The organism is Micromonospora sp. MP36 (assembly GCF_008119785.1).
Lineage (GTDB): Bacteria > Actinomycetota > Actinomycetes > Mycobacteriales > Micromonosporaceae > Micromonospora.
In genome coordinates this window covers 33,413-50,355 of the sequence record NZ_VSFA01000017.1, presented here as the reverse complement: position 1 = coordinate 50,355, position 16,943 = coordinate 33,413, and the positions used below count along the sequence as shown (strand labels likewise).

Genomic DNA, 16,943 nt, shown 5'->3' with positions numbered 1-16,943 from the left:
ACCCCCGCACCCGGCTCGCTGCGGCACTCACCATTCCGCATCGCAGGCACCTTCGGGGCGGTTTCGGCAGTTCGGGTGGGGCGGCGGGGAAAGCCTGCGGCGGCCCGGCCCGCCCACCTAGGGTGGGAACACAGGCGAGGCGCAGCTGGCGAGGAGCGCGACGTGACGGACCCGGAAGAGGATCGCGAGAAGAGCCACAAGACCGACGACGTGCTCTTCTCCCCGGACGGGGACCCGCACCACACCCCGTCCCAGAACCCACGGCCCGATGAGCACCAGCCCGTCCGGTTCCAGCACGACGGCGAGACGGACACCGTTGTCGACGAGTGACGACGGTGGGGGCGCCCACGGGCGCCCCCACTGCGGTCGTGCCGCTCAGTCCTCCGCGCGCCAGCGGTAGTACGGCTTGGCCACCGAGTCCTGCGGCCCGCGCCACAGGTCCGGACGGTACGGGCTGATGTATGGGCTGAGATCCTCCATCACCTTGCTGAACGCCGGCTTGTCGTGGTTGTGCCGCGTGGCCTCGGCGAGCGACGCGTCCTGCTCCAGCAGGTGCACGTAGACGTCGTCGATCGCGTACAGCCAGCGGCCGGTGACCCCCAGCTCGGCGGGGAGCGGGCCGGCGTCGGACTCGGCGAAGACGCGCGCCACGTCGGGCTCGGCGCCGGGCTTGATCCGGCCCACGATCACGGTCAGCGTGGTGTCCTCGGGTTCCTTCCCGTCCGGCACCCACCGGTAGAACTCCTTCGCCACCGAGTCGGACGGGTTCGTCCAGTACCTCGGGTACGGCGTCACGTAGGGGGCGATGGCCTCGGCGATCTGCTGGAACGCGGGCAGCCCGCGGGTCTGGCCGGACACCTTCGGGTCCTGCTTGCGTTCGATGACGTGGAGGTAGAGGTCGTGGTGCGACAGCAGGATCCGCCCGATGACGCCGAGGTCCTGCGGCCGGGTGGTTTTGTCGTAGTGGCCGAAGACGTCGCCGACGATTTTCTCGCTGCCGGGGACCATGCGGCAGACGATCACGTTCCGGAAGACCATGGCTGCTCCTTGGGTGGATGGGATGTGGCGGGGGCGTACGAGGACGCGGAGGTGCTAGGCGGAGAAGGTGACCGGAAGTTCCAGCAGGCCCCGGAACGGCGACGCGGCCGGCAGCCGGCGTACCTCGGCGAGCGGCACGGCGAGCCGCAGTCCGGGCAACCGGCGCAGCAGCGCCCCGAGGCCGATCTGCGCCTCCATCCGGGCCAGCGAGACGCCCAGGCAGTAGTGGACGCCGTGACCGAAGCCGAGGTGCGGGCCGCGCACCCGCCGCACGTCCAGCTGATCGGGGTCGGCGAAGTGCGCCGGGTCGTGGTTGGCCGAGTTGATCACCACTCCGACGATCGATCCGCGCGGGATGCACATCCCGTCGTACTCGACGTCCTCGGTGGCGATCCGCGGGCTGGCCACCGGCAACGGGCCGTCGAACCGGAGCAGCTCCTCGATCGCCGCCGGCAGCAACTGCGGCGTGGTACGCAGCAGTTCGAGCTGCTCGGGATGGTTCAACAGGGCCAGCGTGGCGTTGCCGAGGAAGTCCGCGGTCGTCTGATGCCCGGCGAACAGCAACAGGAACGTGGTGGTGACCAGTTCCGCCTCGGACAGCGCCCCCTCGCGGTCACAGGAGTCGATCAGCGCGCCGATGATGGCGTCGGCCGGGTGCGCCCGTTTGGCCTGCATGAGGTCGAAGAGGTAGTCGGGCAGCTTCAGCTGGGCCTCCTGCACGGCCGCCCGCTCCTCCTGCGGAGGGCGGCGGGAGGACCCGGAGGTGCGGATCACCTGGGTCCAGTCGAGCACCTGCGCGTGGTCGGCTGCGGGGATGCCGAGCAGCTCGCAGATCACCATCATCGGCAGCGGGATCGCGAATTCGTGCATCAACTCGGCCTGACCCTGCGGGACGATCTTGTCGAGCAGGCCGTCCACGATCTGCGCCACCCGCGGCCGCAGCGCCTCGATCCGGCGCGGCGCGAACGCCTGCGAGATGATCCGGCGCAGCCGGGTGTGCTCCGGCGGGTCGGAGTTGAGCATGTTCTTGTTCAGCCCCTCGGAGTTCGGCCCGAAGAGCCGCAGGTAGTGCTGCCCGGGGCCGTAGAGGTCCTTGGACAGCCGCGGGTCGGTCAGCGCAGTCTTGGCGTCGTCGTACCTGGTGATCAGGTACTGGTCGAAGCGGGGCGAGCTGACCGGACACACGGGCCGGTCGGTCCGTAGCCGCGCGAAGCTGGGATACGGGTCGGCGGCGAACTCGTCGGTGTAGAACTCCGACGCGGGTACGGCCTGCTCGGTCATCTCGTCTCCTCAAGCTCGCTGCCTACGCTGTGCAGCACCTGATAGGTGTGCCGTTGCGCGGATTCGCGCAGCTCACGGATCATGCGCAGGAGCCGGTCGCGGTGCTCGCTGCGGCCGAAGGCGTCCAACCGTTCCCGGTCGGCCCAGTCGCTGATGATCAGATAGCTGCGTGGGTCGTCGGCGTCGCGGACCAGGTCCTGGTGCAGGCAGCCGTCCAGCGTGCGGATCTCCTCGGCGGCCGAGAGCCACTCCGCCTCGAAACGGTCCTCGCAGCCCTCCTTGGTCCGCATCGCGAGCACCGTGCGCACCCTGGTCACTTCGCACCGCCGAAGACCAGGTGCAGGTGCTTGCGGAGCGCGTCGGCGTCGATCGGCTGGCTGCGGAACCCGACGTGCCCGTCCGGGCGGATCAGGTACAGGGCGGTGCCGGTGACGCCGTACGTGGCGCGGAACCCGCCGTCGTCGTCGCGGACCACCGGCGGCGCGAGCAGCCGCGGCGCGGGGACGTCCGGGCTGAGCAGCAGGTACCCGTCGACCTCCCCGGCCGTCTGGCCGCGGACTTCGGCGTACAGCTTCTCCACCGTGGCCAGCGCCGCCTCGTCGGCGGAGCCGTCCGCGTACACCAGCAGGGTGTGCCGGGTGCCGCGGGTGAGGTCGCGCAGGCGCAGCGGGTGTCCGACGCCCTGCCGGCGCAGGCCGGCGACGTCGGGGGCGCGGTCGCCGGGCCGCGGGCCGGTGCGGAGCGCGTCCGGATCGGTCAGGCACTCGCCGACCAGCGGGCTGTCCGCGTAGCTGAGCAGCATGGACATCTCCTGGAGGAACTGGCGCTTCAGGTCCTCGCGGTCCAGCTCGTCGGTGAAGGCCATCCGGACCGCGCGCCCGACGATCTCCTCGCCCTCCGGGCGCCGTTCGGTCTCGTAGCTGTCGAGCAGCCCGGGCGCGGCGAGTCCGCGTACCGCCAGGGCCAGCTTCCAGGCCAGGTTCCAGGCGTCCTGGATCCCGGTGTTCATGCCCTGGCCGCCGGCGGGCGGGTGCAGGTGCGCCGCGTCGCCGGCGACGAACACCCGGCCGTCGCGGTAGCGGTCGACGATGCCGTGGCTGATCCGGAACACCGACGACCAGCGCAGGTTCGACGCCCGGGTGCCGGGCGGTGCCAGGTGGTCGAGCGCGGCCTGGACGTCGGCGAGGGTCGGTGCGGCCAGCTCCTCGCTGAACCCGGGCGGGGCGTCCTGGCCGCCGGTCTGGGCGAAGAACCGGGGTGGCGCGAGCGTGGCGATCCGGTACCGGGCCTCGCCGCGCAGCGGGACGCAGACCAGCATCCCGTCCATCCGGCCGTCGGTCTCGTGCAGGAACCGGAGCAGGTGGCCGTCGGGCATGTCCCAGTCCACGTCGACGTCGCCGAGCATGAACAGCTGCGGGAACCGGCCGAGGCCGCCGGTGAAGGTCAACCCGAGCAGTTCGCGGACCCGGCTGTGCGCGCCGTCGCAGCCGACCAGGTACTTCGCTCGGACCGTCTCCCGGCCGCCGTCGGCGGTCGCGACCGTGGCCAGCACGCCGTCGTCGTCCTGGGTGAACTCGACCAGCTCGGCGCCGCGCTGCGGGCGTACGCCGAGGGTGGCGAGCCGTTCGGTGAGGATGCGCTCGGTCTCGTACTGGGGCAGGCCGAGGTGCGCGTACGGCAGCTCGGGCAGCTCCCAGCTCATCCGGTGGGTCTCCACACCGTTGACGAACACCATGTTGCCGGTCAGCCAGATCCCGGCGTCCATGGCCTCCCGCACGATGCCCTGGTCCTCCCAGAGCTCCATCGTGCGGCAGTGCACGCCGATCGCCTTGTCCGCCTGCCCGGGCGGGGTGGCCAGCTTGTCGATCACCCGGCACTCGATGCCGCGCCGGGCCAGCTCGACGGCGGCGGTCAGCCCAGTGGGCCCCGCCCCGACGACCAGTACGTCTGTTGTCCTGTCCACGTCGGCCTCCCTGCCCGTACTCGGTGCCCATGTGCTCCCGGACTCGGCCGCGACGTGGAAGAGGCGGCGCCGGAAGTCGAGAAGGAACGGTGCGATCGGTCCGGCCTCCTGCTCGGCGTGTGCCGGGTCGCCGATCCAGCGGTAGAACTCGGCTTCGCTGTTCCATTCAGCGAAGATGTGGAAGACGTCCGAGTCGGGCTCGCGCAGCAGGTCCTCGCGCACGTACCCGGGTATCCCGGCCATCCGGGTGAGGACTTCGGCGTACCCGCGCTCGAACTCGGCGAGCCGGGCGGCCGGCACGATGACCTCGACGTCCACGAAGATCGCCGAGCCCGTGCCGTCGGGGTCGCGCATCACCCGGTAGCTGCCCGGTCCGGGCGGCTCGACCAGCGGGCGGACGGCGCCGGCGAAGCGCGCGGCGACGGCCCCGTTCTCGTAGTCGTGCAGGGCCGACTCGTCGGCCCACTCGGTGACGACGACGAACACGCGCGGGTCGGTGGCGTCGAGCAGCAGTTCCTGCCGGAGGTTGCCGGCCAGGCCGGCGATCCGCCCGGCGGCCGTGCGCCACGCCGCCGTCACGGCGGGTTCGCACCCCGGACGCGCGCGCATCCGGACCATCGTCCTGATCATGAGGTCTCCTTCGACGGCCTACGCGGGAGACGGTGGACCTGTCGAGGCCGGCGGGCCCGGACCACCACGACGTCGTCCTGCGCACCCTGCCGGAGTTCGCGTCAACCGGCCGTCACCGGTCGGCGGCGGGAAGTCCGCGACCGGTGACGCCGTGGGGACGGCCCGTCGGGTGGCGGCGGCAGCGTCGGGGACCGACGAGCTAACCGTCCAGTCCGGTACGCGGGACCATGTCCGGGGACCAGCTGAACTGGTATCGGGGGTTGGCGACCGCCTTGGCGAAGGCCGCCGCCGAGGCCGGAGAGCTAACGACGCGCCAGTCCAGTTCCTTGTCCACCTCGAACCAGATGAGGCCGATGATGTCCTTGTGCCGGGGCAGCACCTGGAAGGCCTGCCTGATCCACTCGGCCTTGCGCTTGTGGCCGTCCGAGGCGCCGGTCTCGGTGATGACCATCGGCTTCCTGGTGAAGGCGCGGATCTCTGCGATGGTGGGGTTGAAGATCGCGTCGAAGGAGCGGTAGCGGGAGAAGGCGCCGGTGCCGTAGTAGCCGGTGGCGCCCACCCAGTCGACGTAGTCGTCGCCCGGGTAGACCTCGGAGAGTTTCACGGTCGACCTGCTCCATCGGGCGTTCGGGCTCCAGACCCAGATGACGTTGGTGGCTCCGACGGCCTGGAACAGGTCATGCACGTGGCGCCACGCCTTGACGTAGTCGCCCGGCCGGTTGCCGTTGGCCTTCGCGCACCACGGGTACCAGTCGCCGTTCATCTCGTGCGCGAACCGGATGGCCACCGGGTAGCCGAGGGACTTGATGCCTTCCGCCCAGGAGCGCAGGTAGGGATCGAAGTCCCCGCGCGTGATGCGGGACAGGCGGTAGGCCGGCTGGTTGGACCGGATCTTGTCGATCTGGCGGGCGGGCAACCGCTTCCGGCGGGCCGTTTCGTCCAACCGGTAGTCCCAGGGTTCCCAGCCCAGCATCGGCAGCATGCCCCGGTCCTTGATCTGGTCGAAGGGCATCCGGTCGAACGTGTCGGCCGCCCACCCGGAGCTGAAGAGCATCACCTGCGGCTGGTGTTTCGCGGCCGTCGTGAAGGTGTCCAGCGCGGTGAAGTCGTACGGGCCCTTCTGGGTGAAGGCCCCGATGAACGCCTTTCCCGCCGGCGGGAAGATCTCCACCGCCGGTCGGGGCGGCTCGATCGGTGGATCCGTCGCCACCGAATTGGCTTCGGCGGTCACCACCGAGTCCCGCTGTTCGGTCTTCGCAAGCCGGTCGGACGTCGGCTCGTCCCGGGTTCCGGACGTCGTGGCCGGCGCGACGGCGAAGGCGTAGGTCAGCAGCAACGTGCCGATCAACACCGTCACGACCCGTGGAGCGGTCAGCCTTACCATGGCACTTCCCCGTTCTCGGTGCTGCGCACGTCTAGTTGTCGACCGTGGTACGCGGGAGCGAGTCCGGCGACCAGGCGAACTGGTAGCGAGGGTCCGCGACCGCGTCGGCAAACGCCTTCGCCACGGCCGGGGAACTGGCGACCCGCCAGTCGAGTTCCTTGTTCACCTCGAACCAGATGAGGCCGATGATGTCCTTGTACCGGGGCAGCGTCTGGAAGGCGTCTTTGATCCACTCGGCCTTGCGCCCGGTCGCGTCGGTGGCACCGGTCTCGGTGATGACCATCGGTTTCCGGCTGAACGCGCGGATCTCGGTGAGGGTGGGGCCGAAGATCGCGTCGAAGGACCGGTAGTCCGTGAAGACCCCTGTGCCGTAGTAGCCGGTGGCGCCCACCCAGTCGACGTAGTCGTCGCCCGGGTAGACGTCGGACAGTTTCACGGTGGACTTGTCCCATCGGGCGTTCGGGCTCCAGACCCAGATGACGTTGGTGGCTCCGACGGCCCGGAACAGGTCATGTACGTGGCGCCACGCCTGGACGTACTCGCCGGGCCGGTTGCCGTTGGTCGCCTCGGACCACGGGTACCAGTCGCCGTTCATCTCGTGGGCGAACCGGATGGCCACCGGGTAGCCGAGGGACTTGATCCCTTCCGCCCAGGAGCGCAGGTAGGGATCGAAGTCCCCACCCGTGATGCGGGACAGGCGGTAGGTCGGCTGGTTGGACCGGATCTTGTCGATATCGCGGGAGGGCAGGTTCTTCTCGCGGGCCGCCTGGTCCACCAGGTAGTCCCAGGGTTCCCAGCCCAGCATCGGCAGCATGCCGCGCTCACTGATCCGGTCGAAGAGCGTCCGGTCGAACGTGTCGGCCGCCCACCCGGAGCTGAAGAGCATCACCTGCGGCTCGTGCTTAGCGGCCGCCGCGAACATGTTCGTCGCGGTGAAGTCGTGCGGGCCCTTCTCGGTCATCAGCCCGATGAACGCCTTGCCGGGCGGCGGGAAGAGTTCCGCAGCCGGGCGCGGCGGCGGGACCGGTGCGTCCGTCGCCATTGCCTTGGCCTCGGCGGGCGCCGGCCTACCCGGCTCGGCCCGCACCAGCCGGCCGGCCGGGCCGTCCTCCCGGCCTTCGGACGCGGTGGTCGGTGCGATGGCGAACGCGTACGTCAGCAGCAACGCGCCGGTCAGCACCATCAGCACCCGCGGAAGACTCAACCTCATCATCGGCGAATCCCAGACATCTAATTCTCCAGTTTCGTGCGCGGAAGCATGTCCGGCGACCAGGTGAACTGGTAGCGAGGGTCGGCGACCGCCGTGGCGAAGGCATTCGCCACGGCCGGTGAGCTGACGATGCGCCAGTCCAGTTCCTTCTCCTTGTTCACCTCGAACCAGATGACACCGATGATGTCCGGGTAGCTCGGCAGGGCCCGGAAGGTTTCCGTGATCCACTCGGCCTTACGCCCGTTGGCGTCGGAGGCACCGGTCTCGGTGATGACCAGCGGCTTGCTGCTGAAGGCCCGGATCTCCTCGATGCTCTGCTTGAAGATCGTGTCGAAGGACCGGTACTCCGAGGTGAACACCGTGCTGTAGTAGCCCGAGAGGCCCACCCAGTCGACGTAGGAATCGCCCGGATAGAACGTGCCGATCTTCTGCGTCGAGTCGTCCCACCTGTTGTTCGGGCTCCACACCCAGGTGACGTTGGTGGCCCCGACGGACCGGAACAGGTCATGTACGTGCCGCCACGCCTTGACGTAGTCACCCGGCTGGTTGCCGTTGACCGACTCGCACCACGGATACCAGTAGCCGTTCATCTCGTGCGCGAACCGGATGGCCACCGGGTAGCCGAGCGACTTGATCCCTTCCGCCCAGGACCGCAGGTAGCCATCGAAGTCCCCCCGCGCGATGTTGGCCAACCGGTACTGGGCCTGCTCGTTGCGTGCCCGGTCGATCTCCTCGGCGGACAGCCCCTTCCTGATGGCCGCTTCGCCCAACCGGTAGTCCCAGGGCTCCCAGCCCAGCATCGGCAGCATGCCCCGGTCCTTGATCTGGTCGAACAGCGTCCGGTCGAACGTATCGGCCGCCCACCCGGAGCTGAAGAGCATCACCTGCGGCTGGTGCTTAGCGGCCGCCGCGACCATGTTCGTCGCAGTGAAGTCGTGCGGGCCCTTCTCGGTCATCACTCCGATGAACGCCTTGCCGGGCGGCGGGAAGAGTTGTCGAGCCGAGGGCGACCCGGCGGGTTGGGCGGCTCCGGCCGCCAGCCCCCGGCCCGGTTCGGTCTTCGCCGCCCGTCCGGACGGGGCATCCTGTCCGGGGCGGGAGGTGGTGGCGAGGGCCGAAGCGGAGGCGTAGGTCAGCAGCGCACCGATCAACACCATCAGCACCCGCGGCCCGGTCAGCCTCCTCACTGCAGCACCCCCTCAGCCGCCACCCGTGACTTCGGCGGGTGGCGCTCCTCGCCGTCAGCCGCGCGAGCGGCAGGCTCGGCGGGCTCGGCGGGCTCGGCGGGCTCGGCCGTCTCGTCGGGCTGCTCACGGTTGGCCCGGATGTTCGACACGAGCGCGATCAGCGGCGGGACAAGCCCGGTCAGGAGGGTCAGCACCGGCCACACCCGCAGCAGGGGGAAGCTGTTGTCGAGCAGGAAACTCGCGCCGAGCAGGCCGGCGGCGCAGGCTGCCCAGCACAGGTGCAGGCGGAAGGTGCCGAGCGACTCGGTGGTGCGCAGCTTCCCCTTGGCCGTCACCACGAACCCGAGCTTGCGCCGCAGCAGCGCGCCGACGGCCGCGGCCACGTAGACGGGCCCGGCGAACAGCGCCAGGGCCATGCCGACCATGCCGATCTCCTCCCGCTCGTGGGGCGCGATGTTGAAGCGGCGGAGCCAGAGCCACAGCACGAACCAGGTGACAATGCTCGAACCCCACAGCACCGACCACAAAGCGGCGTCGACCTGGGTGGAGCTCACCCCGGTGAGCAGGTAGAGGGCCGTGGCGAGGTTGCCCAGCAGCAGGCTGACCGCCACGCTCGGGTAGTAGAACTGGAGCAGGCGGTACTGCCAGCGCCGCCGCGCGCCCAGCTCGCGGGGCGCGCGCAGCTCCGGGCGTACCAGGATCTCGCAGATGCCGGCCGCCCAGCGCTTCTGCTGGTTGAAGTAGTCCGCCCACGACGTCGGGCCCTCCCCGAGGGCCACCACGTCCGGGGTGTAGACGCCCTTCCACTGGTTGCCCGTCTCCGGGTTCACGGCCGAGTGGATCCGGATGCTGGTCAGGTGGTCCTCGATGATCGAGTCCTGGTAGCCGCCGATGGTCCGCCACGCCGCCGGCCGGTAGAGATGCCCGGTGCCGGTGAGCAGCGGGGCGTCCAGGCCGTTCCCGCCCCGCGCGATCAGGCCGTTGTAGAGGTACTGCTGCACCGAGGCGCCGTGCGCGACGAAGTTCTGGTGCATGTTGCCGTAGACCTGCGGCGTGACCACGAAGGCGACGTCCGGGTCGCGGAAGTATCCGAGCGTGCGTTCCAGGAAGTTCGGCAGCGGCACGTGATCCGGGTCGACGTTGGCGACCACGTCGTACCGGTGCTCGTGTTCGGCCCGCCAGGCGTTGTGGTTGCCCGACTTCGTCCTGGCGCGGAACTCACCGCTCGGCTGGTTGTACTCGGGGCGGCCCTTGCGGCTGAAGTGGTGCACGCCGAGCCGCGCGGCCATCTCCCGCACCGCCGGATCGTCACCCTCGTCGAGGATCCAGACGTCCACCTGGCCGCAGTACACCAGCTGGCGCAGCCGCCCCAGGGTGCGCTCGACCACGTCGATCGGCTCCTTGCTGGGCACGATGGTGGTGAGCAACGCCACCCGCAGGCCGACCGGCGGGTCGACCGGGACCGGGTCCTTGGCGTGGTAGGCGAACACCCAGACGACCACGTTCTGCGCGAGGCGTATCAGCTCGACCCCGACGACCACGCAGAAGCCGAGCCGGGCCGCCACCGTCTGCCAGCCGCCGAGCCCGAGCACGCCCGATCCGGGTACGTGCTGAGGCAGCAGCAGCCACCCGATGAGCACCAGCCCGGCCGCGCTGTTGACCAGGACGAGCAGCGTCAGGATCAGCCGTGCCGCGGGCGAGGCGACAGGGCGGAACTCGACCGGGGCCCGTGGGTGCCGCGGGGCAACCAGGGGTCCCGCCACCGCACCGCATTTCGCGTACACGAGGCGCGCCTTGATGTTCAGCAGGCGACGGTCGGGGCGCTGGCCGGATGACGGCTGAGCCGAGGCGACCGGCGCACGCCTGCCACCGGTGGTCCCCTCCCCCGCGGCTTCAGACAGACGGGTATCGACAGCGACGCCCACGGTTCCCCCAAGGGTTCGACTTGCTCGCCACGAACTCGGCGCTGACCGGTCGTGCGCGGCTGATACGGATGGACAGTTCGCAATACAGGTACGGTCAACGGGATCCGGCGCTCCCCGCCGGCGCGGCCACGGTCAGAGATCGGTCCGCTCGTTCACCAGCAGGGCCAGCGTCAGCCCCGTCGGTCGCCAGACCTGCGCCACCTGATATCTGGTGCGGAGCAGCTGTTCCGTCGCCCCGCCGATGCCCTGCACCGGGTCCGTGCGGGCACCGAGCCGGATCACCCACAGCCGCCGCGTGCCGCGCAGGCACCCGGCCACGTCGGTGCACCGGGCGGCCGGCTGCCGGCCGTCGACGCCCTGTGGACCGAGCACGTCTCGCGGCCGGCGGTCGGCGGGCAGGTAGTGCGCCACCAGGTTCCGGCCGACCCGCCCGTCGCCGGGGTCGGCGGCGCTGTAGACGACACCGTCGTTGGCCTGCAGGCGGTGTTCGATGACCGCCGCGAGCCGGCGGCTGGCCTGCTGGTGTCCGTCCGGTTCCCGCAGGGCCAGCTGGGCCGGCGCGCCGATCACGGCGATCGCCGCCAGCACGCCGGCGGCCCATCCCAGCCGGGCCCGGGACAGGGCGGCCGCGCCGAGAATCGCCCACGCCGGCAGCGTGAAGAGCAGGTACTGGGGCAGCCAGACCGGCGCCACCTGGGCGATCAGCAGCAGCGCCAGCGGGGGCACCACCGCCCAGGCGGTGCAGAGGGCGGCGGAGTAGCGCAGCGGGAGGCTGAACAGCGCCAACACGAGCAGCACGGCGCCCAGTGCGGCGACGCCGAACAGTTCGCGGGGCGCCGCGGCCAGCATCGGCAGGCTCGGGTGCGCGCTCCGCGCGAGTTGCGCGCCGTGCGGCGCGGCGAGCCAGAGCAGCCCGGCCGCGGGCAGCGCGCCCATCGCCGCGGCGGCCAGCCACCGGAGCGTCCGCCCTCGCCGGAAGGCGAACACGGCCCAGCCGTGGCCGGCGAGCAGCAGCAGCGCGACCACGTTGCACAGCCCCAGCAGCACCACCGCGCCGGCGTAGCGCGCGAAGCGCCAGAACCAGGGTCCGTCGATCGCCGACAGCAGGAGCCAGGTGGCGAGCACCGCGGCGAGCATGGTCAGGGCGTACGGCTGGGCCTCCTGCGCGTACCGCGTCGAGGTCGGCAGCAGCGCGAAGATCACCCCAGCCAGGACCCCGGTGGCCGGTGCGAACATCCGGGCCGCGAGTACGCCGACCAGCGCCGCCGCCCCGGTCATGGCCAGCATGGAGGGCGCGCGCAGGGCGAGGTCGGAGGTGCCGAAGGCCTCCGCCCACGCGCGCATCAGCAGGTGGTAGGGCGCTGCGGTGGCGTCGCCCGAGTGGAGCATCGACCAGTTGTCCCGCCAGGACGACCTGGCCGCGGCCCAGGTCGCGAGCTCTTCCGTCCGTAGTCCGGGGGCGCCGGCGCCGACGACGCTCAGCGCGCCCATCAGCAGCGCCGGGACCAGCCACGCGACGCTACGCCACCGCGCGGTGCCGGCCGCCGGGCGACCGGGGGCGGAGGCGGGGGCGCCACGGCCTTCCCCCCAGGGGTCCTCGACGCTGACCTCGGCTGACGCGAGCCGGGGCAGCACCATCGTGTCCGCGTCCTTCATCGTGTCTCACGCATCTCCGTGGATTCCGGCGGTCGAAGCCCAGGCCGCCGGAGAGGGCGGCGTCAGGCAGGTGTCCGCGTGGTGCGCGGATGGAGCAGCGCGACCCGCACCAGGGGTCCTGGGGCCGGGCGGCAGCTCGCTTCGGAGCTTATTGAGCAAACCTCAGCAGCAGGGACCGAACTTCCTCAAAAGCGGCGAAAGTGGCATACCCGGACGGAGCTGGCAAAACATGCGATGATTGGCGCGCGGAGGAGCTGCTCCCCGGGCCCCGGGGCGCTACCGTCCGGGGCTCGCCGCCAGACCGAACGTGGCGAACAGGTCGGGTGCCACGAACGCGTCGGTCGCGGCGAGGAGGCCCTCCTCCGGGCTTAGCACGATCAGCGCGAAGGGGCGGAACGCGGCGTCGCCGGCGCCACGGACGTAGGCTGCCACCGCCGGCTGGCGGTTGGCGGCCGTGACCAGCATCCGCCACCGGCCGGGCGTGTTCATGTCCCGGCACGCGCCTCGGCGACTGCGGTCCGGCCTGCTGGTCACCGAAGGCCGGTACGTGCCGGAGCACGACCGCGACCATCACCGCCAGGGCGAAGGTCACTCCCGCCCCGGCAGGCAGCTCAAGGTGACCGACGTACGCGTTGAACGACGCGGCCTGTGCACCGTGCAGCTGACCGAACTGGCCGAGCAGCCCCTAGTGGCGTGAGTGGCTGAGAGATGCACAGAGCCGACCGCCCCCGGCCCATGAAGCGGGCCGGGGGCGGGGTGACAGTCGCGGTGACGTCAGGACACCGGGTAGGCGCGCACCACCGTCTGCCGCACCGTCGACCCGTCACCGGCCGTCGCCGTCACCCGTAGCGAGACGTACTGGCCGGAGGCGGTGCTCTGATCGAGCGTCGCCGTCCAGGACGTGCCCCCGCCGGTCACCGTGGCCGGCTTCCAGGAGGTGATGGTGCCCGCCGTCTGCTGTTGGCCGATGGCGTACTCGACCTTGACGTCGGTCAGCTCGACCTTGGCGCCGCCCTGCCGGTCCGCAGAGATCGTCAGCGGGAAGGTCGCCGTGGCGGGAGCGCTGTTGTAATCGTCCAGATCGGCCTCGTACGCGGGGAACAGGACGGGAAGCCGGCCCTGGTCGGTGGCCGAGGTGCAGAAGGTCCACTCCGTACGGCTGCCGGCGCTGCCCGTCCAACCCGGATAGAACTGAAGATACCGGGTGACCTCCTGGGTGTAGGTGACCGTGGCGGGGCCCTCGGGGACGCGGTACCTGCCGGCAACCGGGATCACCGGCGCGCCGTCGACGGTCAGCAGCGCCGACTTGGCGTCCCGCGTGCCCGACACCCCATCGTGGCCGGCCGCGTCGCCCCAGCTTGGCACCGCGAAGACCAGGTCGTCACCGTCGCGCACCGCGGCGTTCTCCAGGCCGGTGCCGGCCCGCGGCGGCACCGGGCGCATGATGCCCCGGTACCAGGTGGTGTCGGGCTGCTGCCCTGGCCGGTAGCTGAACGGGCCGTCGTACAGGTACTCGGTGTGGAACTGGTCGCTGGAGCCACGCTGCGTCCATCGCAGGGAGTCGTCGGCCGTGAAGAGCTCCGTCCGGGCGATCGGGGCGGCGATCGGGTGCTTGTCGGTGCCCGTCTGCACGGCCGTGTTCCAGGCCGTCGGCTGCGCGAAGACCGCGTCGGTGCGTACCGCGCCGTCCTTCATCCCGTACCAGCGCGACGGGATCGACGCGAGGTCCCGGTCACGGGCGACGATGTCGCGCACGTGGATCCGCCCTGAGCCGGACTGGGCGAGGTTGTACACGTACGGGCTCGTGGCCAGCGCCGTACCATGCCAGGAAATGGCGGCCGGCGCGCCGGCGGCCAGGCGAGCCCGCAACGCGGCGAACTCGGCGGTCTCCAGCTGGACGATCGGCACGCCGGGAAGGGAGGTGGGGTAGTCCCAGCGTCCCGGGTAGTCCGGGTAGCCGAGGACGACACCGACCGCGCCGGCCTTCTTGGCGTCCCGGGCAAGGTAGTCGTTCGGGTACTGCGGACGGCTGGAGACGAGCGCCACCCGGCCCCGCACGTCCGCGCTCGCCAGCTGGGCCGCGTCGCCGACGTCGACCAGCTCCGCCGAGCCGGTGCCGTCAAACTCGGCGCGGGTGCTCGCCGGCTCGTACGCGACCTTCTCCCCCGCCACGGTCAGCTCCGCGCGCAGCGCGTAGGCGCGCACCTGAGTGGCGTACGTGAAGCTGCCGTCCTTGGCGGCCGAAGACTCCTCCATGTACAGGTCGTGGACGAAGTCCGGCACGTTCAGGTAGGTCGCCACGCCGAGACGGCCGGCTTCATTCCAGCGGCGGGCGTAGCCGGTGGTGTAGCCGCGCACCTCCGAGGGACGGTCGGTGTGCACCGCGATCCTCTCCGCCGCACGGGCATCGAAGGTGATCGTGGTGTCCTTGTCGAGGACAACCTCGGGGCGGGCGTGGAACGAGACCGAGGAAACCAGTCCATTGCCGTCGGCCAGATCGCGGGTGGCCACGAACGCGACGAGCGAGTACGCGCCGGCGGGCACCCGGACGCTGAGTTCCGGACCGCCGAAGGCGTAGCGGCGCACGATGTCCCGATCGAGCGACACGACATCGACCTGCGACGGCAGGGCGGCGGCAGCCCCGAATCGGTCCAGCGCCCGCAACGTCAGGGTGACCGTCTTCGGCTCCAGCCACAGGGAGACCGGTGCGGTGACCCGGCCGCGCCGTCCTCCGTCCACGGTAGCCACGATCCGGCCGGTGAACAGGCCGTACGCGGCGTCCGAGGGCTGCTTGTGCGGGTCGGGTTCGGCGGTCACCGGGATGGTGGCGGCGCCGTGCGGCGGGACCGTCACCTGACGCACCCCCAGTTCGACGGTGCCATTCGGTGCCCGGCTGCCGTCATCGCCCCGCACGTCCAGGTCCAGGTGGTAGGTGCGGGTGCTGTCGCCGGAGTTGGTGAGGGTGATCGGCGTGGTCTGCGGGGACTGGTCCACATGCGGCCAGTCATACTCGCCCAGGCTGGTGGTGCCCGGGCCGGTCACCTGCTCGCCGACCGCGCGATCCACGTCGAGCGGGCCCGCGCCCTGCTCCATCACCGGAGCGCCCGTCTTCCCGACCGCGGAGATGAGCGTGTTCTTCAACTGTGTCGGGGTCAGGCCGGGACTGGCCTGGGCGAGGATCGCCGCCGCCCCGGCGACGTGCGGCGTGGCCATCGACGTGCCGGACATGGTGGTGTACGCGCGCTCACCGCGACCACCAGCGCGGGCCGCGACCACGTCGACTCCCGGGGCGGAGATGTCCGGCTTCGCGTAGTGCTCGCCGACAGCCGGCCCTCGGCTGGAGAACGCCGCCGTCGCACCGTCGCGGTCGACCGCGGCGACCGCCAGCGCCTCGGGGGCGCAGCCGGGTGTGCTGACGCTTCCCCGGGCCCCGGAGTTCCCGGCCGCGATCACGAACAGTGCCCGGTCGGACAGCAGCTTCACCGCGTCGACCGTCGGGCCCTTGCACGCCGTACTGCTGGCATCGCCCAGCGACATCGACACCACCTTGGCGCCCTGGTCGACCGCCCACTGCATGCCGGCGATGATCCAGGAATCCTGGCCGTAGCCGTCGTCGCCGAGCACCTTGCCGATCAACAGGTCGGCACCGGGGGACTCACCGGCATACCGCCCGGCGCTCGCCGCACCCGAGCCACCCACGGTGGAGGCGGTGTGCGTGCCGTGGCCCTGCCGGTCGTCGGCGTCCCGACTGAAGGTGAAGTTCTTGGCGGCGACGACCCGGCCGGCCAGGTCGGGGTGACCCGCGTCGTACCCGGTGTCCAGGACGGCCACCTTCACGCCCGCGCCGTTGAATCCCTTCTGCCAGGCGGCAGGGGCACCGGTGAGCGGAACGGTGGGCGGCGGCAACGCGGTCGCCGAACCCGAGGCGCCGGCGGTGACCACGGTGTCGGATGCCCCGTCGGCCTTCACCCGGCCGTCCAACCACAGTCCGGTGAGCTGCGCGCCGCCCGATCGCGTACCCGCCGCCCTGGTGAACGACTTCCATGCGGTGGCCGCCTCGGCCTTGTCCACGTCGAGGGCGGCACCGTCGACGACGGGCAGCGCGAGACGCTGGTTGGTGCCGGCGGGCGGAGCCGAGCGGGCGGCGACCGCCGACCCGTAGGTGGTGATCACCGGGAGCTTGTCCGACGCCCGGTCGTCGTAGCCGCTGCGCACCAACAGGTTGACGTCGAACAGCCGCCGGTCGACGGTGCCGGCGCTGACCAGCGCGAGCGCATCCTCGGGAATCACGTAGAGCGCGTCGCCGTCCTCCCGGATGGTGGCGACGCCACGGCGTCCGTCCGCCTGCTCCAGCGAGACGAGCCGCCGGCCGTCGGCTCCGGTACGGATCAGGGCGCGGTCGCCGGTGACCAGCGTGACTGCGGTGACGGTGCCGACGTCGTTGCCGGCACCCGCCACGGCGGCGGCCGGCGATGCGGCGACTACGGGCGCCAGGGCCACGACAAGGGCGCCGACCGCCAACGCGGCCAGTGCCGCGCGCGGATGGTGGGAAGTCACGGACGCGTCCCTTCCTGTCGATAATCAGACAGGCAGACTCTGCCGGAGGATCACGGCCTTCTGCAGATACGCGGGGCGTCGAAATCACGTCATGGCGAGAAACCGACAGGAG

The 16,943-nt window shown here is 71.2% G+C and carries 13 protein-coding genes; 2 read left to right on the top strand and 11 right to left on the bottom strand.

Annotated elements, in window-relative coordinates:
- The first annotated feature begins 162 nt into the window (after window positions 1–162).
- Complete coding sequence (locus FXF52_RS41650) at window positions 163–330, top strand: hypothetical protein (RefSeq protein WP_187413517.1); 168 nt, start codon at window positions 163–165, stop codon at window positions 328–330.
- Between the two features lie 45 nt (window positions 331–375).
- Here the strand turns inward: FXF52_RS41650 and FXF52_RS15575 are convergent, their stop codons facing one another.
- From FXF52_RS15575 to FXF52_RS15530, 10 genes are all read right to left on the bottom strand, one after another.
- Entirely contained in the window at window positions 376–1,038 is a 663-nt protein-coding gene (locus FXF52_RS15575) for a TcmI family type II polyketide cyclase (RefSeq protein WP_148797613.1), read from the bottom strand.
- Window positions 1,039–1,092: 54 nt separating this feature from the next.
- The gene (locus tag FXF52_RS15570) at window positions 1,093–2,319 is read right to left on the bottom strand and encodes a cytochrome P450 (protein ID WP_148797612.1); all 1,227 of its coding nucleotides are present in this window, start codon (window positions 2,317–2,319) and stop codon (window positions 1,093–1,095) included.
- Window positions 2,316–2,609 carry a putative quinol monooxygenase gene (locus FXF52_RS15565; RefSeq protein ID WP_255472000.1) on the bottom strand — a complete coding sequence of 98 codons (294 nt, stop codon included), beginning with the start codon at window positions 2,607–2,609 and terminating at the stop codon, window positions 2,316–2,318. The genes FXF52_RS15570 and FXF52_RS15565 overlap by 4 nt, the downstream gene beginning before the upstream one ends.
- Window positions 2,610–2,632: 23 nt before the next feature.
- Window positions 2,633–4,912: an FAD-dependent monooxygenase gene (locus tag FXF52_RS15560; RefSeq protein WP_148797610.1), complete on the bottom strand. Its 2,280-nt coding sequence runs from the start codon at window positions 4,910–4,912 to the stop codon at window positions 2,633–2,635.
- A 199-nt stretch (window positions 4,913–5,111) separates the two neighbouring features.
- Window positions 5,112–6,269 carry a glycoside hydrolase family 26 protein gene (locus FXF52_RS15555; protein WP_255471999.1) on the bottom strand — a complete coding sequence of 386 codons (1,158 nt, stop codon included), beginning with the start codon at window positions 6,267–6,269 and terminating at the stop codon, window positions 5,112–5,114.
- Window positions 6,270–6,327: 58 nt separating this feature from the next.
- Window positions 6,328–7,509, bottom strand: a complete 1,182-nt coding sequence (locus tag FXF52_RS15550) for a glycoside hydrolase family 26 protein (RefSeq protein ID WP_148797608.1) — start codon at window positions 7,507–7,509, stop codon at window positions 6,328–6,330.
- Window positions 7,510–7,526: 17 nt separating this feature from the next.
- Window positions 7,527–8,693 (bottom strand): glycoside hydrolase family 26 protein, encoded by a 1,167-nt coding sequence (locus FXF52_RS15545; RefSeq protein WP_148797607.1) that lies wholly within the window; start codon window positions 8,691–8,693, stop codon window positions 7,527–7,529.
- Window positions 8,690–10,456 carry a glycosyltransferase family 2 protein gene (locus FXF52_RS15540; protein WP_255471998.1) on the bottom strand — a complete coding sequence of 589 codons (1,767 nt, stop codon included), beginning with the start codon at window positions 10,454–10,456 and terminating at the stop codon, window positions 8,690–8,692. The genes FXF52_RS15545 and FXF52_RS15540 overlap by 4 nt, the downstream gene beginning before the upstream one ends.
- A 294-nt stretch (window positions 10,457–10,750) precedes the next feature.
- Window positions 10,751–12,274 (bottom strand): hypothetical protein, encoded by a 1,524-nt coding sequence (locus FXF52_RS15535; RefSeq protein WP_255471997.1) that lies wholly within the window; start codon window positions 12,272–12,274, stop codon window positions 10,751–10,753.
- Between the two features lie 276 nt (window positions 12,275–12,550).
- Window positions 12,551–12,739, bottom strand: a complete 189-nt coding sequence (locus FXF52_RS15530; protein ID WP_148797605.1) for a hypothetical protein — start codon at window positions 12,737–12,739, stop codon at window positions 12,551–12,553.
- Here FXF52_RS15530 and FXF52_RS15525 point away from each other — a divergent pair.
- A complete protein-coding gene (locus tag FXF52_RS15525) occupies window positions 12,729–12,971 on the top strand; it encodes a hypothetical protein (RefSeq protein ID WP_148797604.1) in 243 nt (80 codons plus the stop codon). The two genes, FXF52_RS15530 and FXF52_RS15525, sit on opposite strands and share 11 nt — an antisense overlap.
- A 77-nt stretch (window positions 12,972–13,048) precedes the next feature.
- On the opposite strand, the gene FXF52_RS15520 is transcribed toward FXF52_RS15525, so the two are convergent.
- A complete protein-coding gene (locus FXF52_RS15520; RefSeq protein ID WP_148797603.1) occupies window positions 13,049–16,831 on the bottom strand; it encodes a S8 family serine peptidase in 3,783 nt (1,260 codons plus the stop codon).
- Window positions 16,832–16,943: the final 112 nt, after the last annotated feature.

What these genes read in the sequence shown, in the direction of transcription:
- FXF52_RS15575 (WP_148797613.1), bottom strand. Translation starts at nt 1,038, where the DNA reads ATGGTCTTCCGGAACGTGATCGTCTGCCGCATGGTCCCCGGCAGCGAG.
- FXF52_RS15570 (WP_148797612.1), bottom strand. Translation starts at nt 2,319, where the DNA reads ATGACCGAGCAGGCCGTACCCGCGTCGGAGTTCTACACCGACGAGTTC.
- FXF52_RS15565 (WP_255472000.1), bottom strand. Translation starts at nt 2,609, where the DNA reads ATGCGGACCAAGGAGGGCTGCGAGGACCGTTTCGAGGCGGAGTGGCTC.
- FXF52_RS15560 (WP_148797610.1), bottom strand. Translation starts at nt 4,912, where the DNA reads ATGATCAGGACGATGGTCCGGATGCGCGCGCGTCCGGGGTGCGAACCC.
- FXF52_RS15550 (WP_148797608.1), bottom strand. Translation starts at nt 7,509, where the DNA reads ATGATGAGGTTGAGTCTTCCGCGGGTGCTGATGGTGCTGACCGGCGCG.
- FXF52_RS15535 (WP_255471997.1), bottom strand. Translation starts at nt 12,274, where the DNA reads ATGAAGGACGCGGACACGATGGTGCTGCCCCGGCTCGCGTCAGCCGAG.
- FXF52_RS15530 (WP_148797605.1), bottom strand. Translation starts at nt 12,739, where the DNA reads ATGCTGGTCACGGCCGCCAACCGCCAGCCGGCGGTGGCAGCCTACGTC.